The 23,444-nt window shown below is 51.5% G+C and carries 25 protein-coding genes; 14 read left to right on the forward strand and 11 right to left on the reverse strand.

Translation table 11 applies throughout. The features are described from left to right. Nucleotides 1-67: 67 nt before the first annotated feature. The 3 genes from SIB72_RS01800 to SIB72_RS01810 all read left to right on the forward strand — a co-directional run bounded on the left by SIB72_RS01800 (nt 68) and on the right by SIB72_RS01810 (nt 3,260). A complete protein-coding gene (locus SIB72_RS01800) occupies nt 68-1,744 on the forward strand; it encodes a SulP family inorganic anion transporter (RefSeq protein ID WP_413744403.1) in 1,677 nt (558 codons plus the stop codon). A gap of 376 nt (nt 1,745-2,120) precedes the next feature. Beyond that, entirely contained in the window at nt 2,121-2,339 is a 219-nt protein-coding gene (locus SIB72_RS01805; RefSeq protein WP_413744404.1) for a hypothetical protein, read from the forward strand. Nucleotides 2,340-2,987: 648 nt separating this feature from the next. Continuing rightward, complete coding sequence (locus SIB72_RS01810; protein WP_115121085.1) at nt 2,988-3,260, forward strand: DUF1651 domain-containing protein; 273 nt, start codon at nt 2,988-2,990, stop codon at nt 3,258-3,260. Nucleotides 3,261-3,312: 52 nt separating this feature from the next. Here SIB72_RS01810 and SIB72_RS01815 read toward each other — a convergent pair whose 3' ends face one another. Continuing rightward, the gene (locus SIB72_RS01815; RefSeq protein ID WP_413744405.1) at nt 3,313-3,522 is read right to left on the reverse strand and encodes a hypothetical protein; all 210 of its coding nucleotides are present in this window, start codon (nt 3,520-3,522) and stop codon (nt 3,313-3,315) included. Between the two features lie 805 nt (nt 3,523-4,327). Here SIB72_RS01815 and SIB72_RS01820 point away from each other — a divergent pair. From SIB72_RS01820 to SIB72_RS01830, 3 genes are all read left to right on the forward strand, one after another. Next, a complete protein-coding gene (locus SIB72_RS01820) occupies nt 4,328-5,224 on the forward strand; it encodes a phycobilisome rod-core linker polypeptide (RefSeq protein ID WP_413744406.1) in 897 nt (298 codons plus the stop codon). A gap of 436 nt (nt 5,225-5,660) precedes the next feature. Then, nucleotides 5,661-6,128, forward strand: coding sequence for a cupin domain-containing protein (locus SIB72_RS01825; protein ID WP_413744407.1), 468 nt, complete (start codon nt 5,661-5,663; stop codon nt 6,126-6,128). Between the two features lie 250 nt (nt 6,129-6,378). Beyond that, nucleotides 6,379-6,681 (forward strand): DUF1330 domain-containing protein, encoded by a 303-nt coding sequence (locus SIB72_RS01830; RefSeq protein WP_115121090.1) that lies wholly within the window; start codon nt 6,379-6,381, stop codon nt 6,679-6,681. Nucleotides 6,682-6,910: 229 nt separating this feature from the next. Here the strand turns inward: SIB72_RS01830 and SIB72_RS01835 are convergent, their stop codons facing one another. After that, nucleotides 6,911-7,765, reverse strand: a complete 855-nt coding sequence (locus SIB72_RS01835) for an acid phosphatase (RefSeq protein ID WP_413744408.1) — start codon at nt 7,763-7,765, stop codon at nt 6,911-6,913. 973 nt (nt 7,766-8,738) lie between these two features. Beyond that, entirely contained in the window at nt 8,739-8,873 is a 135-nt protein-coding gene (locus SIB72_RS01840) for a photosystem II protein Y (protein WP_115121092.1), read from the reverse strand. Between the two features lie 168 nt (nt 8,874-9,041). Between SIB72_RS01840 and SIB72_RS01845 the strand changes: the two genes are divergently transcribed. Then, on the forward strand, nt 9,042-9,323 hold the full coding sequence (locus SIB72_RS01845; protein WP_137007083.1) for a hypothetical protein: 282 nt from the start codon (nt 9,042-9,044) through the stop codon (nt 9,321-9,323). 697 nt (nt 9,324-10,020) lie between these two features. Here the strand turns inward: SIB72_RS01845 and SIB72_RS01850 are convergent. Continuing rightward, the gene (locus tag SIB72_RS01850; protein ID WP_413744409.1) at nt 10,021-10,401 is read right to left on the reverse strand and encodes a 4Fe-4S domain-containing protein; all 381 of its coding nucleotides are present in this window, start codon (nt 10,399-10,401) and stop codon (nt 10,021-10,023) included. A 72-nt stretch (nt 10,402-10,473) separates the two neighbouring features. Further along, entirely contained in the window at nt 10,474-11,172 is a 699-nt protein-coding gene (locus tag SIB72_RS01855) for a phycobilisome rod-core linker polypeptide (RefSeq protein WP_413744410.1), read from the reverse strand. Between the two features lie 1,211 nt (nt 11,173-12,383). On the opposite strand from SIB72_RS01855, the gene SIB72_RS01860 reads away from it, so the two are divergent. The 3 genes from SIB72_RS01860 to SIB72_RS01870 all read left to right on the forward strand — a co-directional run bounded on the left by SIB72_RS01860 (nt 12,384) and on the right by SIB72_RS01870 (nt 14,185). Further along, nucleotides 12,384-12,491 carry a chlorophyll a/b-binding protein gene (locus tag SIB72_RS01860; RefSeq protein WP_256359593.1) on the forward strand — a complete coding sequence of 36 codons (108 nt, stop codon included), beginning with the start codon at nt 12,384-12,386 and terminating at the stop codon, nt 12,489-12,491. 499 nt (nt 12,492-12,990) lie between these two features. After that, nucleotides 12,991-13,758, forward strand: a complete 768-nt coding sequence (locus tag SIB72_RS01865) for a hypothetical protein (protein WP_413744411.1) — start codon at nt 12,991-12,993, stop codon at nt 13,756-13,758. Between the two features lie 262 nt (nt 13,759-14,020). Continuing rightward, nucleotides 14,021-14,185, forward strand: coding sequence for a hypothetical protein (locus SIB72_RS01870; RefSeq protein WP_170953922.1), 165 nt, complete (start codon nt 14,021-14,023; stop codon nt 14,183-14,185). 419 nt (nt 14,186-14,604) lie between these two features. Here the strand turns inward: SIB72_RS01870 and SIB72_RS01875 are convergent, their stop codons facing one another. Next, on the reverse strand, nt 14,605-14,907 hold the full coding sequence (locus SIB72_RS01875; RefSeq protein WP_413744412.1) for a hypothetical protein: 303 nt from the start codon (nt 14,905-14,907) through the stop codon (nt 14,605-14,607). A 5-nt stretch (nt 14,908-14,912) separates the two neighbouring features. On the opposite strand from SIB72_RS01875, the gene SIB72_RS01880 reads away from it, so the two are divergent. Continuing rightward, entirely contained in the window at nt 14,913-15,041 is a 129-nt protein-coding gene (locus SIB72_RS01880) for a hypothetical protein (protein WP_413744413.1), read from the forward strand. Between the two features lie 1,075 nt (nt 15,042-16,116). On the opposite strand, the gene SIB72_RS01885 is transcribed toward SIB72_RS01880, so the two are convergent. The 4 genes from SIB72_RS01885 to SIB72_RS01900 form a co-directional block, all read right to left on the reverse strand. Continuing rightward, a complete protein-coding gene (locus tag SIB72_RS01885; RefSeq protein WP_413744414.1) occupies nt 16,117-16,299 on the reverse strand; it encodes a hypothetical protein in 183 nt (60 codons plus the stop codon). Between the two features lie 939 nt (nt 16,300-17,238). Beyond that, nucleotides 17,239-17,547 (reverse strand): hypothetical protein, encoded by a 309-nt coding sequence (locus SIB72_RS01890; protein ID WP_413744415.1) that lies wholly within the window; start codon nt 17,545-17,547, stop codon nt 17,239-17,241. A gap of 247 nt (nt 17,548-17,794) precedes the next feature. Further along, nucleotides 17,795-17,965, reverse strand: coding sequence for a hypothetical protein (locus SIB72_RS01895; RefSeq protein ID WP_413744416.1), 171 nt, complete (start codon nt 17,963-17,965; stop codon nt 17,795-17,797). A gap of 324 nt (nt 17,966-18,289) precedes the next feature. Further along, nucleotides 18,290-18,838, reverse strand: a complete 549-nt coding sequence (locus tag SIB72_RS01900) for a hypothetical protein (RefSeq protein ID WP_413744417.1) — start codon at nt 18,836-18,838, stop codon at nt 18,290-18,292. A gap of 1,955 nt (nt 18,839-20,793) precedes the next feature. Here SIB72_RS01900 and SIB72_RS01905 point away from each other — a divergent pair. Beyond that, on the forward strand, nt 20,794-20,973 hold the full coding sequence (locus SIB72_RS01905; protein ID WP_115118477.1) for a hypothetical protein: 180 nt from the start codon (nt 20,794-20,796) through the stop codon (nt 20,971-20,973). 12 nt (nt 20,974-20,985) lie between these two features. Next, complete coding sequence (locus tag SIB72_RS01910) at nt 20,986-21,195, forward strand: hypothetical protein (protein ID WP_115118475.1); 210 nt, start codon at nt 20,986-20,988, stop codon at nt 21,193-21,195. A gap of 101 nt (nt 21,196-21,296) precedes the next feature. On the opposite strand, the gene SIB72_RS01915 is transcribed toward SIB72_RS01910, so the two are convergent. Then, on the reverse strand, nt 21,297-22,019 hold the full coding sequence (locus SIB72_RS01915) for a tetratricopeptide repeat protein (protein ID WP_413744418.1): 723 nt from the start codon (nt 22,017-22,019) through the stop codon (nt 21,297-21,299). 651 nt (nt 22,020-22,670) lie between these two features. Here SIB72_RS01915 and SIB72_RS01920 point away from each other — a divergent pair. Next, nucleotides 22,671-23,411: a hypothetical protein gene (locus SIB72_RS01920; RefSeq protein WP_413744419.1), complete on the forward strand. Its 741-nt coding sequence runs from the start codon at nt 22,671-22,673 to the stop codon at nt 23,409-23,411. Nucleotides 23,412-23,444 lie beyond the last annotated feature (33 nt).

Genomic DNA, 23,444 nt, shown 5'->3' on the forward strand with positions numbered 1-23,444 from the left:
TCGAGGAATGACGGTGGGCAGCCAGATTGCGAAAGACCGAGAAGAATGAATCTTTGCTCAGCAATGCATGGGCATCGGACGACAACAGCTGATCTATGGATGGGATCTGCGTCAATGGCGCGGTGATCTACTCGGGGGATTGACCGCAGCCGTTGTGGCACTGCCGCTGGCCCTGGCCTTCGGCAATGCAGCGCTCGGCCCTGGTGGTGCAATTTATGGGCTCTATGGAGCCATCGTCACAGGCTTTCTGGCCGCCTTGTTCGGGGGCACTCCAGCCCAGGTGAGCGGGCCCACGGGTCCGATGAGCGTGACTGTGGCTGGTGTGGTGAGCAGCCTGCTAGCCGTTGGTGTTGCAGGCAAGCTGACCGGCGGCGAGCTGCTGCCTCTGGTCATGGCCGCGGTGGTCTTAGGAGGGCTCTTCCAGATCCTCTTCGGCCTGCTCAAGCTGGGCCGCTACATCACGATGGTGCCCTATTCGGTGGTGTCCGGCTTCATGTCGGGGATCGGCATCATCATTTTGCTGATTCAGATCGGGCCCTTGCTGGGAGTGCCCTCGTCGGGTGGGGTGATCAGCTCGCTGACGATGGTGATTCAAGATTTCCAGCCCAACCCGGCGGCCCTGAGCGTGGGTTTGATGACCCTGGCGGTGGTCTTTGTCACTCCCAAACGGATCAGTCGTGTGCTGCCAGCACCTTTGCTGGCTTTGATCTTTATTACCCCGCTCTCCTTTCTGCTCTTCAACGATCAACGACTGGAGAGCCTGGGATGGGAAACCCTGCCGCGTATTGGCAACATCCCGGAAGGTGGCTTGCAGTTCGTGATCCCCAACTGGGGGATGCATCTTCCCGTGTTGATCCGTGCCGGCGTGGTGCTGGCACTGCTGGGGTCGATCGATTCGCTGCTCACCTCACTAGTCGCCGACAACATCGGCCAGAGCCGCCACCGCTCCAACCGTGAGCTGGTGGGTCAAGGTCTTGCCAACGCCATCGCAGGCCTGATGGGAGGCCTGCCAGGGGCTGGAGCCACGATGCGCACCGTGATCAATATCAAGTCGGGTGGCAAAACGCCATTAGCAGGCATGACCCATTCCGTCGTGCTGCTGGTTCTATTGCTGGGAGCAGGTCCACTGGCAGAGGGCATCCCAACAGCACTGCTGTCAGGCATCCTCATCAAGGTCGGCCTGGACATCATCGACTGGGGGTTCCTGCGCCGAGCCCATCGGCTCTCGATCAAAACAGCCCTGGTGATGTGGGGAGTGCTGCTTCTCACCGTGTTCTGGGACCTGATCGGCGCCGTGCTGATCGGGATGTTCGTCGCCAATCTGCTCACGATCGAATCGCTGACCACTCACCAGCTCGCTGGCATGGGCAACACCGATCGCAAAGCTCTTCCAGCTGATGAACAGAACCTGCTGGATCAATGTGGTGATGCTGTGATGCTGTTTGCCCTCCAGGGACCACTCAGCTTTGGCGCAGCCAAAGGAATCAGTGAACGGATGACGCTCGTGCGGCAGTACCAAGTGCTGATTCTGGATATCACAGATGTGCCCCATTTAGGCGTCACAGCCACCCTTGCGATCGAACGCATCGTGGAGGAAGCCCACAGTCACAAGCGTCGGGTGCTGGTGGCCGGAGCCCAAGGGAAAGTGCGCGAGCGGCTTGAACAGTTCGCTATCGGCGGACTCTGTTCGAGCCGACAGGAGGCCCTCAGCATTGCGCACGGATGGCTGAACGCCTCTGACTGACCGCCATGGAGTGCTCAACCACCGTCTTCATCGAGGGGATCGAGCGACTCAACATCTGCCCGCCAAGGTGATTTGCAGTACAGCGATCCTGATCAAAACAGGCTGAAATCATTGAGCAACGCGTCTCGGCAGATGACGTCCCTTCTCTGGCAGCAGCGAATCGATGTCGCCATCTGCTTGCTGCTGCAGACATCGCTGATTGGAACATTGCAACTGATGAGCGGTCTGGATCGCCCCATGCCGAAGCCAATCTCATCAGCAGCAACCCACGTCATTCCCCCACCAGAAAGCACGCGGTCGTAAGAGCTCTCTTGGTCCACCCACCAACGAACAACAGGTCTGAACGACCTAAAGTGACATCAATGCAGGGGCAGTGATGAATCCAAATCTGGCGGGTGCGCTGAGACGGGCAGGTATTTATTTCGTGGTCGGTTACGCGGGACTGACCATCATCAACAACAGCGGCATGGGCCCAGACAATCTGTGGATGGCGTATGTGCCACTGTTCATCACCGTTTATTTCTTTGCACGCTGGGCTGATGCAAAGATTGCCGCCTTCAGCCTTGGGAAAGACAACAACAAGTCCGCAGACTGACTGTTGCAGTGCTAGCAATCATTCAGGCGCTAGTACGGCATGAATGGGAGTCTTGTCATCGTCGAGATGCTGCGCTGGCCTCTCGCTTTTGTCATCGGCTGCATTGCGATCAGCAGAGCAATTGTGGCCATCTCGCGGGCTGGGATCAAAGTTGAAATCACGACCAAGCGACCAATTTTGATCAGCACAGGCGTGAGGCCTCTCCAAGCAGCTGTCGAGAAAGTTCGGATCTGAGCTTCAAAGCAAGGCTGGGGTCTTTAAGGCCTGAAGCTCGTGCAGTCCACAAATCAAAGGAAGTCGAATTCATCATCCGATTCAGAGGAAAGGGCTTGCATCACAAGCGTGGAGAGGGGAACGGCAATGGCCGCAAGCACGAGAAGTTCCACAGATTGCCCCTAATTCGATGCAGACATCACACCAGACATGAAGGATGGCGACTGTGCCAAACACTACGAATCCAAAATCAGGCCAGTGATCGCGCGGACAGAACACAGATCCACAAGGGCTGCGAACACTGTTTTGGCAGCTGTGGAGGAAGCCTTTCTCTGCCACAAAGCGGCAAGCAACGACGCAGTGAGCTGATCTCTGCAGCCGAGAACAGTGGAGAGATTAAAGACGAAGCCTGGAATCATCGGCCAGACTGATGACATGCCTCTCCTGCGCCCTGATCCCAAACGACAGCCGGAGCAGCACGGTGGGGAAGGCTGGCTGGTGCATGAAGCGCAGCAACTGCTCATTCAGTTCAAACCTGACACCCCAACGGTCCATTCCCGCTGGGTGTCACTGAGAACGTTTAACTGGGCACCACCACAACTTCCAGTTCCCCACAGCCAGCGACGCATGCTCAGAAACAATGCGATTGAGGCTTGGAACACCATGCTCCAAAGCGGATGGCGTCGTTGTCACCCCCCTGTGCGCTGAACCAACCCAGCTGAAGTGGAGAGGAAGGGAAAGGCCTAGACAGATCTCCGAATCAGGAGAGTGAAACCGCAGAGGCTTCCTGAGCGTCAACTTGCATGCGACGCTGATCATGAAGCAGCTCCAACTGCTGATGCACTTGGCGCAGCTGGAGAAGAATCGACTCAGCGCCCTCTAAACGGCTCAAATTGAGCAACATCGTTTCAATTGATTCCTTGCTGTTGATCAGCACACGGCACTCTGTCGTGCCTGGTTCGTAAGACATCACAACTGAAAAACTGTTGTCTATCAAAAGCCCATTCCGGCGACAGGCAATAGAGCAAGACAGAATCTGAACCAGATGCAACACGATGCCAAGGGCCAATGCGGCGCCAACGATCAGCGAAAAGCAAGCATGACAATGCAGGCCCGAGTCGCAGCCCAACGGATGAAGCCGACTGGCGCTTGCGAAACGGGTCAAGCCTGCGCAGAAACAAACCGCCAAGAACCAGCACCGAAAGAGTCGACCCTTCTGCGAATAGCAGGGGAAGACTGATCAGGCATGAAGGATCAGGCGGCGAGAATCAGATCAGGGCGAACAGAAACGATCCACACCAAAACAGTCAAAACAGAACAAAAAGAGCAAAGTTGCCCACAAGACACTTGCCTAGCCGTCATCAGCAAAGCTTGAGGAGCCAAGGATTCGTCGCAACCGCCAAGACAGCAACCAAGCCGCCGGCGGGCCAAATTGGCAATCACAATGCGATCGCAAAGCAGGAACAGCGAAGCAATCGGTCACGAAAGTGACTGCAACGGCGAATCAGGGCCAAGGCCATCAAACCGGGGCAAATGACTGGAAATCGACAAAAAATGCTTGAAAACCCGGTCGATACAAAAGAAAAGTGGTGAACGTTAGAAGAGGAGAACCAAAAATTCCCTACAACAGAACAAAAAAACACAAATTCAAGGCCTCATGTAATTTTCCTTGAAGGACTTTTACAAAAAACCTACAAGTGAGTCTTAGATCAACTCAAGCCAAAAAACTCGGAATAGGTTGTCGTAACAACCATTCTTTGCCACCGTCAAATCAAATGCTGTCATCGAATTCAATCATCACGACGTTTGGCGGCGAACGTGCAACAGAGCAGCCGATAACCTACGACAATACAAAAGCAGCAGGAGCTTCACTCACACAAGCTGAGTACCGCAGCACACTATGCACCAATCTAAAGCTACCGACAGGGCCTCGGAGCCATGAAGAGTGCGGAAGAAAAGTCACCAGTGACCAGCTCAAAGACTCAAGCCAAAACGCATGCACCAATGCGATCAATGCCGCATACAAACAGGTATTTGGCAATGCACACGTGATGGACTATGAGAGAGAGAGTTCTCTCGAAGCCCAGCTTCTCGATGGAAGAATAAGCATCCAGGACTTCGTACGTGGACTAGCAAAGAGTGAGTTTTATACCAAGAATTTCTATGAGGGTCGTGACCCCATGAGAACGATTGAACTGGATTTCAAGCATCTATTGGGCCGCACACCACGTAACCAAGCAGAAATTGCAGACTATATAAGCCTGCAAGCAAGATCAGGCCATGGCGCAGTCATTGATGCCATGGTTGATTCGGCCGAATACTTAGAAACATTCGGAAAGCATACGGTTCCATACATGCATTCATGGAGATCATATGCAGGCTCCTATCAGTCATCATTCAATAGAACAGCTGCGATGGTGCTCGGCTTTGCCTACTCAGACAAAGCGATCGGCAACGACAGCAAGCTGAAGAACTCCTTCTCAAGCACCTCCAACTACGCCATCAAATCACCAGCCTCGGCAAGCTATAAGTTTATTGGGACTTCAGCGGCATGGGCTGGTGGTCGTCCTCCAAAATTCCTTTCTAAAGTGGGTACAGTCCTCACCATCGCTGGTGTCATGGAGATCGTAAGAATCACATTAACCGTGGCCTACTCTGCAATCACTTCATAGAGATGCACGAGGGTCGAGAAACCTACGCCCGCAACAAATAACGAAGGGGCTGGTCTTGCGCCAGCCCTTTTTCTTGCTTAAACGAATTGACGAAGACCCGATCAACAGCCGCCGACATGGGCGGAGCAGTGAGGAGCAGATCATCAAGACAAGAGACCCAAATCAAGTCAAATCCTGAGCGATCACAGGCAGAGTAATCGGAATCAACCAACTTCTAAGCATTGATAGAAAGCAAAGGCGAATACAAAGCAGAAAAAGCAGCTATTGAGAGAGGGCAATCGTGAATGAACTGATCTATCAACAGCGAATCGTTGTCGAAACAGCGACTATTGAGCATCACGAGGCTTGGGGGCCTGACTGACAGGCGTCACAGTCATGGGCATGACCAGGAGGAAAGCGTCAAAGTGGTGAGATAGTCCACCAAACCAAGCCGATCATGATGCAGAAATTTCTGGCTGCTCTGAGCACGACGACCGTGATCGTCATGGGGGTGGCGGGGTGTACGTCAAACGAGACGCAAGACACAACAACATCCAGCGAGCCTGTGATCCAAAAAGTGTTTAGCGACACGAAAACAATTGATGGAGTTGCTTTGAAGTACCCCGAAGGCACACCAGAACTGCGCCTATTCCGAGTTGAGTTACCTGTCGGCAGCAAAATCCCTCTTCACACCCATCCAGCACCGATGATGGTTTATGTCCAAGGCGAAAACTCCGGAGACCTGTTGGTGACCCAGGTAATGCCAGATGGTACAGAGGTGCAACGGGAATTCAAAGCTGGCAAAGCCTTTATCGAAGGTGGCGACACACCACACTTTGTGCAAAATCAAAGCGATGAAACAACGATTATTTGGGTGACAGTTGCAGGAGTCAAAGGAATGCCTACAACCAACTTCGTCAAATAGAGCAGCGCAGGGCTAGGCCAATTGGATTGATTTTTAGGCCCACTGAGAGTTGGCCAAGATCACCATTTGGCTGAGCTATGGAGATGTTAAAGAGGAAGGAATGGAACGATCTGGAAAAGCATGGGAGGCCAATCAAAAATCGAGGTTAATAAGAACATTCGAGACAATTCAATGACCATAGAGTGTCGGAGTGAATTGCTTTGAGAATCCGCTAAGCCATGCAATAATAAAACGTTTTCTCACTCACAAAATGGCTAAAGGTTATTGGAGCGTTGCTGGCAATATCACCAATCCAGCAGGGATGACTGACTTTCTTGCCGCATTTGGACCTTTTCTGGAAGCTCACAAGGGACAGATATTATGCAGAGAACTGAATACTGATGTACGAGAAGGGAATCCAGGCCATTTCACGTTGATCATCGAGTTTGAGAATGTGGCGCAAGCACAAGCTGCTTACGAATCAAATCAATACCAAGAGATGATCAAACTGCGCCAGGGTCATTGCGACATCTCTCTGTCGATCCTTGAGGAAGGTGACCATGCCAGCCATTAAAACCAGTACTAAAGATTGAATGCAGTCGTCTCCATAAGAACATCTCAAGAGATGCAGATTTTGAGGTGAGCCAATGGGAAGTTGAGAGAAGGAGAGGTCTCCTCCTTCTCTCTGGTTTCTACGTTCTACTTTCCAGGACTACCCTTAGCCCTCATTCGAAGGGGGGTGAACTACACTGCTGTCAATACTTGAACAGTACCAAACCAATTTGATTGGCTTAGATAGGGTCTCAGTGAGTATCCTGATCAAGCGCTAAAGCCTCGACGTTACAATCACGGCTCGCCTCTAGATTCCTGACACGGGCATTGGCAACTTCTGCTTTTGCGGCTGCAAAATCGGCGCGAAACTCAGCATTATTATGCAGAACGGTTACCGTCGCTGCACCCATCACTCGACCATTGATCACATCACTGTACCAATGAACATTGCAGAGATGGCGACTCTCACCATAGGCCAATCCACGGGCCAAAATTTGATTGCTACGGTCGGGGACCATTTCACTCAAAATCAATGCCCAAGCCCATCCAACAGCAGTATGACCAGAGGGATAGGAGGGATCTGAAGTGAGCTCGATCGTATCTTCTGGGGAACAAATCGGCTTCTGATTCACAAGGAATGGTCTACGCCGATTGTAATTATTTTTGGCCTTATAAGTCGACAAACCAGCATCGGTGAGACTGCGCCTGAGGAGTTGGTAAAGCCTAGGAGTTTCAGACTCGCTAATGGGAGCACCGATTGCGCATGAAAAGGTACTAGCCGCATCGGGGAACCTTAGGTTGGCATCACTGGCTGCAAGAGTCCATCGCGGCGTTCCGGGCAGGCTGAAGCTTCTTCTCGAGATGGACGTATCCAGAGCATGATCAGCCTGTCCAAGGCTCGGAGGTTGTGGCAACAACTCCAGGCTGTCGGGGAAATCCGACTTCACAAGATAACCCTCGATCAATCCATGTTGAAGTTCGGGTACCTGCGCGGATGCGATCAGACATTCACTGCTCTTCTGATCACCAGCAAAGGCGGTGGATGGATAACTGGTAGCAATTATGGTCAGCCCAAGGCCAAGGAATTTTGCTGTGCGAATTCGCATAAGAAAAGAGGGTCTCCCTCCTTAGGCTTAAAGACAAGCGAGACGCTTGAAAAGCAGACCGATCATATTTGAATCTTTTCACCAGATTTCAAGAACAGATCAAGGAAGCCTTGAAGCCATACCGCAACAGAGAAGAACGCAGCTAAGCAGCGGTGGCTCAAGAGGAATCAAACCAGCCTCTTTAGATCCCAGGCAGGACAAATGCCCCGCAGCGAAAGGATTACATTGCACACTGACGCGAGCAAGCCAACGGCAAGGGGCAAGAGAGCCAACGACGCCAAGCCAAGGATAAGTATTAATACCGAGAGGCTCCTGCGCGAGCGGCCTCTCAGGCAAGATGCTCATCTGGTCAGGAGGAGGGGATCATTCGTAACGCATGTGAGGAAGGTTGCGCACTGAGGCATTAGAGATGGCAAATAATAATTCAAAAGTCATCCTTTGGACGGGATCGACAGCCCCACGTCGCCTGTTCCTTTGGTGCTATGAAAGCGCCAAGGGGACCAGGGGGTTCAAATAAAGCGATATCAAAAGAGTTTCGGTGCTCGAATCATTGCAGACAACAACACGGAACAATCAAGAGGAAGGAAGTTCATGAATTGGAGCTAAATCTTCTTCCCGCACCATTGCAACGCTGAAGCAGGTCTAACACGATTAGAGAGCTCAGGGAGGAAAGACCAAGAAAGCAAAATAGGCAGCACAAATCAAACAAGCTGCATGGGCAAGGATGAAGAGTTCAGAACAAGAAGCCGAAATGAAGCGACAGCAACAAGAATTTTTAGATAGAGCAAAAATAGCTGTGCTTTGCGTTGAGATAGGAGCAGGTGGCTACCTCGATCAACTCGTCAGAGAACTTGTGCCGACTTATCTGATGACAATCGATGAACAGGCCACAAAACCAAACAAGACAAGCCAACGAACATGCCACTCAAGCGGTGAAAACGAAGGTTCAGGCTTGCCTCACAAGGCAACCAGACTAGTTACCAGTGTTTTTCTTGTATTGACGCAGTGCCAACTGAAACTGACCGAGCGCTGCACGGCCAATATTATAACCGGCCCAAGATAGCGCCAGAACAATTGGAGCAAAAACAAGAACGATCCGTAAATCCACAGTCAATTAAATGCTGTGCCAATTATCTGCCTTCATCAGAGAAAGAAAGCATAAAAAGCTACAGGCCAAGGGGCAATAAGCTCAAGCGATGCTTTCATTCTTTTTACCAGCAACCCACTCAAATGCTACCAATTTAATATGCTCAAGCAAACAACAAATCTAGACGTCATGGCAATCATATCATTCGCCAAACAGAGAGTTATGGTGTTAAATACAGAAAAGATTCTGATCAGAATGACTGAGCCAAATTGGGACTACTTCATCAATGCACCGCTAGATAGCGGCACAATTCGTTTTGAGACAAAAACAGAGCGAGCTTTACACGCCAGGTTGATCGCTGCAGAAAGCAACTGGCTCCAAGGGCAAAGTATCGAAAAATTAATCAGATGGAATAACGCCAAGATGGATCTTGATGCATTCCTTGAAGGGCGAAAACAAGCGAAACGATAAAATCGAGAAGAATACAATTGATGATTAGATCACCAATAGAGGTCATCATCAATCATCAAAGAGCTTAATATCCCAACAATAAAGCCAAAACACACAACAGCAGTAGACAAATCAACCCAAAGAAGGAATGACTCAGCCATCTATCTCTACATGCATTGCCTTCACAAACTAACGCGCCAACTGAACCTGGCAGATTAAATTGGCACAGAAGGGATCAACAAAAGGCCAGCAGTGAACACAACTTCGAAAGCAAGCAAGAATCATCTAACCCGTAACAGGCAATCAATCAATACATAATCAGCCGCACAGACACTACTACAATTTCAAAAACATGAGCCATGCAGCAAAGCAATACATCCATATACATTCTTTTATTTACTGCGATACCATTAGCAGCAGCCGGGTTGACGATATTGCTCTACAGGAGCAAGAATAAAAAAATAAAGCTATAGCACGTAGATCTTTTGATGCCCTTTGAAAAATACGGCAAGTGATCAAGCACGGTCACTTAATTCATAAAAATCATGTTTGCTCTAAATAGGAAGAAAAGGCTGCATCGATATTGACATCTGAACCAAACCGAGAGAAGTAGACAAGCAAATCACTGAAGCGAAGAAAGGGATCAAGAACAGATCGATCTTCACCTAGAAACTTCAAGCCGACCCATGACAATCCAGGTGGCATGATTCACGAATGCTTAGGAAGCCCATTGATGCGTGCCTCTATGCGTAACCACACCAGACTGTCCAGACAAGAGAGATCTTAGTTCACTAAAGTCAACCCAATGGATGCAATCGACAGGGCATGTATCGATGGCTTCTTGAATAAGCATCAACGAATCTCCATCTTGGCGAAGGGCTCTACATCGCCCAGAATGAGAAAGCATCATGAATGTATTTGATGCAACATTGATGCAATATCCACATCCAATACATGACCGTTCATCAACCCAGACAGCCTTGACATTAAGTTGGCCACCTAGAATTGGCTCATCGCCTGTACGCAATCGAGCAAATTCAACTATCCTAGCTTTAAATGCAGATCCAACAATCGTGTTATTTTGATCAACTTCCTGCATTATTTTTCAAAGCTTGATAGATGACGTTGATTAAAAAAGACTACTGTCATTGATGGGTAGCTTTTCAGTCATTCATCGCACCGTAAAAGTGGCATTAAAGATTGACAGCACAATGATGAGGGCACTAATCGATCCAATGGAGAGAAGAAGAGTCCAGATAGTCAAGGCTCGCCCTTCGGGCTTGTCATAGATGAGACTTGCGACAGACGCTCTTCTTAGGCTGTAGGCATTAAATTGATCAATCGACATCATCATTTTGCTAGAAATGAGTTTATCTCTCCAATACTCAGAATATCTTGGCAATTTTTGATAGATGGGGAGCTCACCAATCGCTTGGCCAGGAATCAGACGGTTAATCTGCAAGGGCATACTGTCGTAACCAAATCGATCCATATATTCACTACCATCTAAAATTAGATCGATAAACTTAGCAAATCCTTGCCCAGCAATCACGATAGACCAAGACAACACTTCCTCTGAGTTGTAAACAGGTCTGCCAAGCACTCTACCTATCACTTGCTCAACAATTCTTTCATTGCTATTGCAAAGAATATAGCCTCTATAGAATCGCTCTGAAAGAAGAAGACCCCTGATAAAATCCCTGACCGTAATGCTGCCAGATCGAAGTTGTGACTCCAGAAAAACATCTCGATCAGCAGTCATAGCATGAAAGAATATCTGTCGGTAACATTGCTCTATAAGCTGATCACAAGACTCTGTTAACTCATCTCGCTTTTGAGATGAGATTTTATTGGCATCAAAAGAATCCACACGGGATCGTTGAGATGAGTATGGATATTGCAAACGAGTGTCGCTAAAAATTGATGGCATAGCTAAGGACAAGCTCGTATCCGCACAAGACAATTATCCAGAGGACTGAGGCAAATTGATTATAATTTTTACTGCCAATATCGCCAATATGACGTAGGCCTTCGCTTTTTATGATTAAAAACTATGTTACAAAGGTCACACCGTCTGCTGATGAAGGTAGGAGGAAAGATGTTAGCTGAACAATTGATTGATTCAGTTGGGCTCATTCGAGCAGCATCCAAACGACAATGAGGCATGAATAAAACCAGGACACCAGGCATGAAGCACAGCCACTTCGGCTAACGCTAGTGATCCATCAATCGCTGGAGACGCCATTGATGGCGGATCTCTGGCCGTCGTACCCACACCAATCCATCCCTTGGTGGTCGTGAAGCAGCACACTCCCATCCGTCAACGACATGTTGTTACCGGGATGCTGAGATCATTTTGGCCATCGGCTTGTCAACACACTTGTGTTGAAGCCGGTTGATGCCAAGGCCTATGACTTGATGCCTCGCCCCCTCCAGGAAGGACGTTGGTGATGCATTCCATTGCACTGTGGAGACAACCTCTCAAAACAAAAGAGCTAGACCAAGCCATCAAGAATGGACTGAATGGATAGATCATTGGGGATTTGACCAAGGGGAAAGTCTTGATTGCTGCGACAAAAGGATGCTTTGAAGACAGACTTTTCAATCAAATACGACAACAAAAAAAGCAATGGGAACGTAGAACGAAGAAAAACAAGCCAAACCATGAGCACATACATCTTAATCGCCTTATTTTGTGTTTGGATTCCATGTGGACTGCTGAGTACAGCAATCGCAGATTCAAAAAATCATCCAAGCTGGCTATGGCTGCTCGCAGGGTCCGTGTTTGGACCAATTGGCTTAGCAGGAGCAGTCTCTTTAAAAGACAAAGATCGCATCTCTCGTAATGATGCCGCTCAATCAACTCAACGATAATTGACAACTGTTGAAACAATCAGAACACAGCTTTAGGTGATCATCTGGCCCTAAGCAGCCCATAGGAATCGTCTAGACCATGGATCGATCGCTTGAAAGGATGAGTTGTGCCTTTTGAATCTGATCTTGAAATCTAATGAGATTGAATGCATGAAACCTCTCAACCCTATGACAAGGAAACAGCCTCACACCCCTATACCAAAAGGGATGGCTTTTGCAGAGCTTTTAAATGGTCGATTAGCAATGGTCGGCTTTATCAGTGCTATTGCCGCCGAACTACTCAAAGGCCACCCCCTTCTAACGAGTCTTGGCTGAGCCATGTCTGAACACCTTGGCTTCAACCTCTGCAAGCTGGTCTTGAGCGGCGACTCTTAGCCTCCGAGGCAGTTGTAAGCAGGCATCACAGAGGCAATCATGGTGATGACAACCCAGTGATCTCCATGATCAAAGCCGTGGCGCTGATGGCAGCCCTCTCCGCCAGCTTTGCTGCACTCCATACAGCTCCGAGCGATGCCAGTGCGTTGAATGCCAAATGTCTCCTGGTGATGGATGGTGTGACTCGATTAGACGATCGATGCTCATTCACATCCCATGGAGAAACAGACTCATTCAGTGATGAAAGGCTGTTAGTCGTGTGCCCTGATGGTCGACCTGTCCAAACATCGGACTGTTTTGGATATCAAATGCGCGTCGCGCGAAATGGGGTATACGGCTTTCTGCAGCGCGAAGGTTCAGCAGCACGCCTTTGCTGGAATACAGGCAACATGCGCAATGCCCAAGCCTGCTTTGATGGGCTGATCCAAAAGGGTGATTGTTGGCAATCAATCGCCTCAAGAAGCCTTGGCCGCGGAACAATGCACAAGCTGAAATTCTGTGCTTGGGACGATTGATTCAGCGTTGCTCAAGACAGTTCAACACAATGGCAACAATGATGAGGCATGCTGAATACACCCGAGCCCGAGCCATGCTGCATCGAATCCCTTCGAGGCTACTTGCATTCTTCATCCTGCTTACAGTAGGCATCACTATTTCATCGGCAAAAGCTGCTCCAAAGCGCCTAATCTTAATTCGCCATGGAAACAAAAACTTATCCAATACATCGCAAAATCTGAATCCAAAAGGCTTCACGCGTTCTATCAATTTGGCCTACATGCTGCTTGGCTGCTTTGGCAAACCCAGCGCAATCTACGTGCATCCGATTGACAACAACAAACCAAGATCCCATCAACGGGAGTACCAAACGGCAGTCCCTCTTGCTGTAGCCACTCAGGAAAATATACGATTTCTGTGGCAAGCCAAGCAAGGGACACTCCAGGCTGGCAAAGCCTTAAGGGCCTTGCCAGCGTCGCAATACCCTCTCGTCGTCGTCATCTGGCACTATTGGGATATGCCCGAGCTAGCAAAAGGCTTGGGCTGGTCAGAAATGGAAACAATAGACCGATCCGATTTTAATCATCTATTTGAATTCAATTACAATGGTGGGGCTTCAACGCCCATCGTCAGACGGCACACAGAAAGCGAATTATTTAAGAAGACATGTGCAAGCAGCCCGAATGGGCTTGAGGTCGGCCCACGGTATTGAGACACCTACTTTTTAAGACCAGGCAGATCCAGACAAGGGAGACAACGCTAGAAAAGAATGAAAAGACCGAACATCAAACACGCCTCAGATGACGCATGACTGATGGCCGCCGATTCATGATCGCTGGCTGGCATCATCGGGTCGAACTCACAGAGACCAACAAACGATGGTGGTCACAACGAGTCCTACCTAAAAAGAAAGTGCCTGAAGAGTGGCAGCATGAGGTCGACCTGGGCTAGTGCAAGAAGATGCACCTGGCCTTATGACCTCCAGCACGGAACACTCCAACGCCCTCTTGGAAGACCTCGTGGCGGATGAGATCTCAATTCAGATCGATCAGATCGCCGAGAATCTGCAGCGGGAAGGGTGGCCCATGCCTTTCGTGAAGCGATTCATGCATCGCGCCGTTGAGAACTTGCCGGAATAGCCAACGAGGGGAACCGACGGCCCCGTGGCGACAGGATGCAGAGATGGCCAAAAACTCTGGTTGACCGCCAACAGTCACGACCCAGGGACCGGACCCGCAAGGCTTAGCGGCATCTCTGCTGTGATCCGGCACCACGGAATCAACCACAAGCCAATCCAACCTCAGTGGCCTCCCTCTCTGGCAAGAGACCAGGCCTCACTCAAGGCCACTGCGAACTGATTCCAATCGATTGCATCGACACAGGATTTGGAAGAATCATTCCGCGTGATGAGCACTATCAATGCGTCTCAATCACCAACCAACAAAAACTTCAAAGCTGGAGGAGAGCATGATCAAGACATTGAGTTCCGAAGGAGATTGACTTCCTTGCAGGTTGAGAGGCGCTGAGTAATGAGGCCGCCACTGCTCCTAAAGCACAATCAAAACCCGGCAAAATGAAGCATAACCTCGATGGCAGCCAAACCCAGCAAAAAGGTAAACCCAAGCAAACTTGCTTCTTTAAGAGTCTTAGACACAAGCAAAACTCCCAACAACACCAAAGCCTCCAATGGGAACCTTAACCAGAGGATGTGCTCAAACTGGCTCAAAACACAAAAGTATTTTTTACTGAAGAGCAATAAGGAAGCAGCTACAGCAAGGGGCAAAGGCAAGTCATTCACAACACAATTGTTTGTGATGTTTCGTTGAGCGATTGCATCAAAAGCGCCCGTTGGCCCAGCCACAACCAATGACTGTGGCGAGGGCTAACAGCAACGTGATGCCCTGTCGGGCGGGCTGCACCGTGCCCGAGGAGTGGCTGGAGCGTGAATGCATCGACACCTCTCTGCAGACCATGGTGGTGATGAGAGTGTCTTAATTGCTGAGGGAAAAGATGCAATCGGCATTTATGCCCCTCCCCAATGACAAGAGGCCCCACCAGTTGTGTGTCGCATCGGTGGCCATAGAAGCACCCCCTAACTGTCGATCCCGACTCCCCAGCCGGACAACAGCAATGCCCCAGGAGCGTCTCTTCAGCGCCAATCCCGCCGACCACGGCGACCCACACGCCTGTTATTCAACTCAGCGAGCACCCCGCCGAGCCCAAAGGCAGCTGCAACTCCAAGGATGTGTGCGATGTCCATGATCAGGACCGTACTGGAGCCCAAGACAGGGCTGGTGTGACATCTGATCGTTCCCAGCGAAGGGGGTGATGCCATAGCCAGCAACGAAGAAGGCTTTGATCGCAGCGTTCCACGCAGCTTCTACGAGTGATCGCCGGGGCCACTTGCGTCGACAGGCTTCTTTGGCTGAGTCTTGGAGGCTGACTTGGCCGCCAGTGACGCCTCAAGGCGCTGAAGAGCTGCTTCTCGCAGTGCAAGCGTTGTTTGGAGTGTGGTGGTCATGCGTTGGCGTTCCCGATGGCAAACCCCTGGCTGCGCTTTCGGAAGATGGCCTTCAGATCAGTACTCCAAAAACCTATCGCCATAAACAAATCACAAATGCCTCTGTCAGGAATGCCAATCAAACGTGAACGCACGCCCAGCCTTTGAAGCCAAAGGCTGTTTGATGACGGTCGCACCATGGCCGACACAGACACTGCAGGCCTCAGCCTTCAACCAACAAAGCCCGGCAGCAAAGGAACAAATGAAGTGCATCACTGGGCACGTGGAACCTGATCATGCACGGACGACTACCGACTGATCTCGGCTGACAGTGGTTGCGATTCAGGGGCCTCGGAACCCTTGAGTCGCATGCCGGCGAGCAGAGAGGTTTCCTTCGACCCCTCTGCTTTCCACCGGGAAGGCGCTGGATGAAGAAGAGGGTCTAGCGCCTCTCACTGCAGAGCCGACTGATCATCGCCTGGGCTAGGGCAGCCCAACCGCTCTGCGACATCGCCACGTTCACTGCTCCAGCAACGGAACAGCCTCATAGCTTTCCTCTATCTGGCCAGATCAAGCTGCAACGGGTTCCTGCAGTGCCTGAAAGTTAAGACGCAGAACTTGTGGATCATCTGCACAGCTTTGGAAGACGCGAGTCATGTAGGTCGCCCCCCGATAGGTGAGCTCACGACTTTCAGCAGCAAAGCTCTTGCCAGCGAGAGAGTGCTTTGCAAAGCGGTACTGCATGTTGGCCATCAGAAGACTTGTCCGTTTCAGCCGCTTCATAGGACACATCAAGGCCCACACAGAGCTCACGGCGACACACTATTTAGGCATTTTTTGCTACCGACTGGTCAGATCAGCTGTTCAAATGATGCCCTTGACTAAGCGGAGGCTTGCGATAGGCCACCACACCAACGGCGCAGCGATCACACCTTGCGGATCATTTGTCATGCTCGGTTTCCGGGAGCAATGCCTAGATCCAGCAGCGAGGGAGAGCGCCAATAAGTGGAGATGGGAGTGATAGCAAAGGCTGAAGCTGGATGATGGCACCAATCATCTAATCCTGGGCATACACAACAGACCCATGGCTAGAAACCTGGCTGGCCAATAGCGACCAGCTTCGACTCAGAGCAACACCAGCCAATCAGAAACAAAAATCTAGTCGTGGCCCGGCTTATTTCGACTTAAAAAGATTCCTCAGGACTATGAACTCCACCTTTTTTCAACAGTGACGAATCCTGGGACACAGCCAATAAATCAAACCGATAAAACATCCTCTATTCCCTCCTCAGAGAGCTCAAGACTGTCATCAGCCTCTTGCTTCTCGAGCTTGAATCCAAGTTTAGCCATAAACTCATACACATCATCAATACTATTCGTATCCAGCAAATCTTTTTAAAGCTCAATATTCCCAGAGATTCCGCAGACGAGAAAATCTATTTGTGACCATTTCATTTGATCAGTCACAATTCGGAAAGTGAGTGAGTTGGGTATTATTTGGGGCGTTGCCCCAGACTCCTTCAAGATCTCAGCCCCAGTGGTGAACCACACTGCACTTCTCAGGTGATCCACCAGGAAGCTTTTGGTGAAACTCAGGGGTTAGCTCCAAAAAAGACAAGACAATAAAAAGCCCGCAATTTTGCGGGCTACCTCTACGCAGATAACGGCTCAATAGCCTCCTTGAGGACAAAGTCACACGCTCTGACCGGCGCCAGCGCCAAAACCGCCGGCGCCGCCATAGCCAAAACCGTCACCACCAAAGGCGCTGCCGCCGCAAGGACATCGACTAGGACCGCCCTGGCGCCCACCACCGGCAAACCCATGAGGGGCAAGCATGCCATTAGCACCACCAGGAGCACCGCTACCGCCCCGGCGCCAATCAACAAACCGAGAAACAGCACCAGGAGCACTACCAGGAGCACCGCTGCCGCCAGCACCACCACTGATGGCCTTAAGTTGATCCACGGTGAGTTGGGTGTTTTGTTCTTTGAAGTTAGTCATTGTTTGAAAAGTGATAAGTGTGTGGGTTGTGTTGGGTTGTTCCCCTCGACTCCTTCAAGATCACAGCCCTTCTGGTGAGCCCCACTACATAGCTCTGGCAAACCACCGGAATCGTTCTGGTGCAGCTCTGGTGAACCGCTCAGATCCCAGCAAGAGGCTGAAGTACAAACACCACAGCCATGAAAAAACCCCGCTCGTGGCGGGGCTGGTGATCAAGTTGCGAGTGAGGCGATTGACTGCGCAGGGATCATTGCCAGGGGTAGCGTCCACCGGCAATCCATTCGCCGATTCGGATGGCGGGAGAGCCAAATCGGGCGACTTCATAACCAACTCGGACGGCATCATTGCCACCTGCGACGAGTTCGAGTTGGTCGTCAGTCAGCTCTTGATCGAGCAGTTCAGTGTTGAGTTCAGACATGGTTTTAAGTGAGTTGAGTGAGTGATGTGTGGGGTGTTGCCCCCTCGACTCCTTCAAGATCACAGCCCTTCTGGTGAACCCCAGTGCATGGTTTTGGTGGTTGCATAGGCAGCTTCTGGTGAAATCCTGGTGATCGCTGCAGACCCACCTCAGCTCCTGCACTGACAACACGCACAGACACCACAAAACCCCGCTTGTGGCGGGGCTTTGTGGTGTTGTGCCGGGGGATGGATCAGTCCTCACCTCCACTGACTGCCCTGCTTTTCCAATCCTTGGTGTTGTATTGCTTTCAGCCCGCAGGCATCAGGCTCCCCGGCGGTCTGATCAGTAGCCGTAGCGGGGCTGCTGCACGTAACCGGAGTGCTGCTGGTAGCTGCTCTGCTGCTGATAGCCATAAGCAGGCTGGTGATACACAGGAGCCTGAGGCGCAGGGGCGTAGTTCACCGTCTGGTAGCCGTAGCCAGGCTGTTGCCGCATCTGCAGTTGCATCTTGAGCAGCTCGATCTCTTGCTGCTGCCTGAGCAGAGCCAGTTCAGAGGACGAGACAGAAGCAGCTTGTTGACGCTGCTGGCTGCCGTTGATGATTTGGCCCAGCAGGCCACCACCAAGACCAATCAGTTGGGTTTGGGTGTCGTGCTGGCGATTGCGGCGTGCTTCCCGTGAGGCCCAGTCGCGGTGATCGCCGCAGTCACGGCCAGCGATGAATCCACCACCATTAGGGCCACGACCACCAAGGGCGAGTGAATCACAGCCGCCGGCACGGCCAAAGGTGTTGTAGGGATTGGCTTGTGCTGCAGGGCCTGCAACGCTCATCAAGGTGGCACCAGCGGCGAGGGAGGCAGCAGCGGCGGCGATGGTTTTGATCATGGTCATTGCTCTGATGGGGGTGATGAGTGAGGTGGGATCGCTCCCTCCGATGCATTCACCATCTCCGGAATCACCAGCCGACCTGCTGATCTGACTCAAGCAGTGCTGTGAGCTTGCTCACAACAGCGCAAACACCAGTCAGTGGCTGGGCTGAGGATGGGCGTGCTGCTGTGGGGTGGCTGGAGCTGTCTGGACAGACGCGACTGAGAGCAACCTGAGCCACGGCGGTTCACCCTCAATCAGCAAGCCCTGGCAACCTTCATCCTTCCAATGCTTCCCGTAATGCTCCACGTTGTGCTTGAGAGCTTCCCTGATCTCAGACTCTGACCGAAAGAGCTTGAGCCCAAACGGACCTTCTCCTTTCGCGATCCCACTCTGCTGACTGTGGAATTGGTCCTTGATCACCGAGCAAGTGATCATCCGATGCAAAACAGTAGGCATACACCCACTGCACAAGACAACCAGCAGGCCGCATCCCCAGCTCGCGACCAGTTTCAAGTCAATCCGGATCGGGAGAGAATCAATCATGCCGATCGATCGTTACTGGTTTTCATCGTCCCTTCTCCAGAAGCGACAGAACCAAAGGATCAACAGCGGCTAAAGCCGACAACGATGACGCACTCGATTGAGACGGACTGATCTGCAGCGATCAACCGCAACAAGCCCGATCTGCTGGGACGAGGGGGTGGAGATGGTACCGAAAGCGATGGACGGCTCTGCAAGCATTACTCAGCATGCGTTCAGTCATCGCTTGGGCATGAGCCATCCGCACAACGTCACCAGAGATTGCAAGCTCAACCAGCTGAGCTCCCTTCTGATGGTCTTAAGCGTGCTGTTTTTGGCGATGTCACCGAGCATTGCAAAACCTCAACATGAGGCTTGGATGGACGTCAGGGATGACTTCCTCCAGGGAGATCCAGAACTGATGCAGTTCCACTGTGAGCGTGGAACGAAGGCCAATCAAAAAGGGCTCTCAGTCTTCAACGATGCTTGGGTCAAGGAGATCCAGATCTTGCGATTTGAGGCAGGTGTAGCGAAGGCGGCGCCTGATGGTTCCAACATCTTTTTTGCTGGCTTGTCAGCCGCGATGAACTCCCGTTGCCCTGGTGTTTGGTGATCAATCGTGTCGTGAACGACAAGACGATTGTTGTGGGCAACTGTGTGCTGCTAGCCAGCCCCATCAGCTCTCCGGCAGATGTGCGACAAGTGCAGGTTTGGCCGTCGTAGGAGCCGCGCATGGCGAGGGGCTTCAAGGGCCGAGGCAGGGAGCCAAGCCCCAACGAGCACTCTTGCCTTCACTCAGATCACAGTCGATGGAAGCTTGAGCAGTACGGCCCAGCATCCGAGTTTGGGCACGCCATCTCCACAATCATGCGGTTCGGCTCAGAAGGCAATGCGCGATTCGACCGATGCCAAACACCCCCTAGCGGGTGGAAAGTAAGGCCATCGAGATCGGAGGTGCCCATGACGGCCGACACTCCACCAGCGCAGATCAAAGAAGCAGACTGACTTTCTGGCCCCTGCTCCAACAGTCTCAACCATGACCAGGGTTGGTCCTTTGGTAGGCATGCATCGGTCCGCCACGCCAATCGACACTCCACTTGCACCGCCCTAGGTGCCCTCGGAGTCAACGACCCAACACCTAGAGCCCATGGCCCCAGGGCGCCTTGAGCCAGACGCTTCCACTCTCTCTCTTCTGACGTGATGGGTTGAACCATGCACAAACGAGCGAGCTAGGCCGTCTCTCCATCGGGAGGGGCGGCCTTCCTCTTTGGAGCCGAGTCAATCGGCCACAAACTGCGCCTAGGTCCAGGACAGAGCCACACTGTTGGCATGAAACGATTGCTCCTGCTGCTGCTTCAGCGACTGACAAACAAAACCCAACCGCCCCCGCTTCATACACCTGAAGAATTGGAGTGCTGGAAAAGAGATGCTCTTGAGAACAGAGGGAAGCACTACTGATGCAGGGAGCACTTGAATTAGGACTGCTGGCCATCGCTTTTCTCGGCCTCCAGGTGTGGTGGCTCAGCAAAGTGTTTCTGAATCGTCCAAGACAGCCCAAACCGATGGGCAAGCCGATGCGAGCCAATTCACTTCAGAGCGAGCGGAACACCCTGCAAAAAATCTTCGACAACTTCTGATCAGCAGCAGAAGTGGGCATTGGGCCGGCTTTGGCTGCGCATCCCGATCTCAAGCATCTGGGCTGGCAACCTGAGCGCCAGTGGCCTGAGGATGCCGGGATGATCATGCGCTTGCCGCTGGCCACATCGCCATTGCTTCCTAGGCACCGCCGCCGATACGAAGGCGGAGAAAGCGTGCAGCCCCAAGACCAGCAATCCGCTCCTTTACAACATCCCGATTGACATCAACAGAGACATCCTTAGAAATAACCTCGATTATCTCGGCAAAACAATACCGGGCCTCAACAAGCTTATCGGCTCAATCCCAACTTCCTTGACATCGATCAATCTTGAGCACTTTGATCACAATTGCCATGGAATAAGGCTAAAGCATATGTATCACCTAAATCGATTGCTCTCATGAAATCTTTGCAAGCACCCTCTGCGTCACCAGACCTCCCCTTCGCAAGTCCACGGTTGCTGTATGCAACGGGATTGCGAGGATCAATTGCTACCATCTTTGAAAAATCATCTATGGCACCTTGATAATCAGCCAAAGCAGCCTTAGCCGTGCCACGGTTTGAATAGGCAAGGGCAAATTGCGAATCGATCGATATTGCCGAGGTATAATCGGCAATGGCTTCTTGGGTTAGCAAATACAGGTCAGCACCTTTCTCGCCAACCAACAACTGCTTAGCAAAACCACGATTATTAAAGAAGACTGCGTTCGCTGGATCAATCTCTATCGCCTTATTGTAATCATCAATTGCGCCCTTATAGTCACCCATCCATCTCTTGGCAAAACCACGTTCAAAGTAGGCACGGGCATTCTGCGGATCAATTTCTAGAGCTTGATTGAAATCAGCAATCGCTTCTTGGGAATCACCGCTTTTTCGATTCTTAACTCCTTCGCGAACATAATCCTCTGCACCTAAAGCCTGTGCCGCCTCGGGAGACAACACCAGCGCCGCAGTCGCGAGAGCAGCAGTGGATGCCAGCAAGAGCGGTTGCCCCAGTGGCAGAAGCAGGGAAAGTGCAGCAGCCAGAGCGGCGGTAGAGCGAGTCATCGCCTAAGAGTTTTGGCACCTACATCTCTAGCCATCGCCAACAAGCCCTGTCTAGGCCTGATCAGGAAACAGAAAAACGCCGTCAGTGCTGGCAGTTTCGTGATGCACGCACTGCGCAAAGGGACGTCATGGCCACTGCAACATCGTCACTCAAGCGTGGATGGGTGCATTCAAATCAATGAGCGAGCCGTAATCAGGCTGGCCAACCACTCTGTCGTGCTCGGTCGGTCACCAGGCATTGTCATGCCAACTCAATGACCAATCAACTGAGATCACGAACCTTTCATTCACATATCCTGACCCATGGAAGTGATAGCCAATGCACTATTCCGTGATCAAAAGGCCCAACTCTTTGCCACTGCCAAGCCGTCACGACATGACCGGAAAAGAGAACTTCATGCTCAATACAAACGAAGTCAAGTTAGCTCTATGAATAAGCGATCCATCGGTTGACGCAAGCGGCAATCCTGCAGCTTCAGGATTGCGGGTAGATGCGACACCTCAAGACGCCGGAAGACAGGACCAGCTCACCGCGACAGGGTTTCACCGTTTCTATCGAAACGTCGCGATGGGAAAGTGAATCATCTGCATTGCGAGAGAGTCGACGCTCATGAACGCTTGCGGAACAATGTCGAACCTACGGAGCTCCCAATGATGTATGCGGGTCTGAACTGGGCTGCGTACTCAGGTCTCCTTTTGCTGGCGCTCTGGATTCCTGCTCTTTTTGTGTCGTTGCGACGCTTTGATGCTCTGATGCGGAGGGGCCAAGCGCGTGGTCCCGTTCGGGGGCTTGGTTTCGGACTGTTTCTGATCAATTTGGCTGGGCGCAACATCGCCCTGCCGTTAGTGGGTGGCATTCTCTTTTTCCAGGGTTGGCGGCTGGATCCCATCCTTCAGCTTGGGATCAATCTGCTGGTCTTGGGTGTGGTCTTTGAGTCGATCCGATCCATTCGTGCAGACGGCCGTGAGCTGAAGCGATTCAGCCGAAGGGATGCTCAGCAATCGGCCCGTCAGCTGGCTCTGGAGAACCGGCTGCAGGACCGTGCCTGGCCTTGGTCCATCGCCCATTGCTTTCTGCCGTTTGCAGGCATCTATTACGCCATCACTCGGCGCACGATCACACCCCTGCTGTGGGATTTTTTAGCTCGCTTTGTTGTGCTGCTGGCCTCTGCAGGAATCTTGGTGCTTTTCCATTTTCTGCTGCCCTTAGATGCAGAGCAGATGATCAATGAGCCCACGCTGACAAATGAACTCTGGGTTCAGCTATGGATTCGATCCATTGTGGGATTACTCGTCGTACTGATAAATGTCGTTGCTGGCGTTCTACCTGTGAAAGCCGCCATTCGACGGATACAGGCCGATGCTCGAATCCGTCTGGAAGCCAGAGAATGACCACACCACCCGGTCTATCTTCTGAAGTGGTGA

This window comes from Synechococcus sp. MIT S9451 (genome assembly GCF_047304725.1).
In the GTDB taxonomy this organism is placed as follows: Bacteria; Cyanobacteriota; Cyanobacteriia; order PCC-6307; family Cyanobiaceae; genus Synechococcus_C.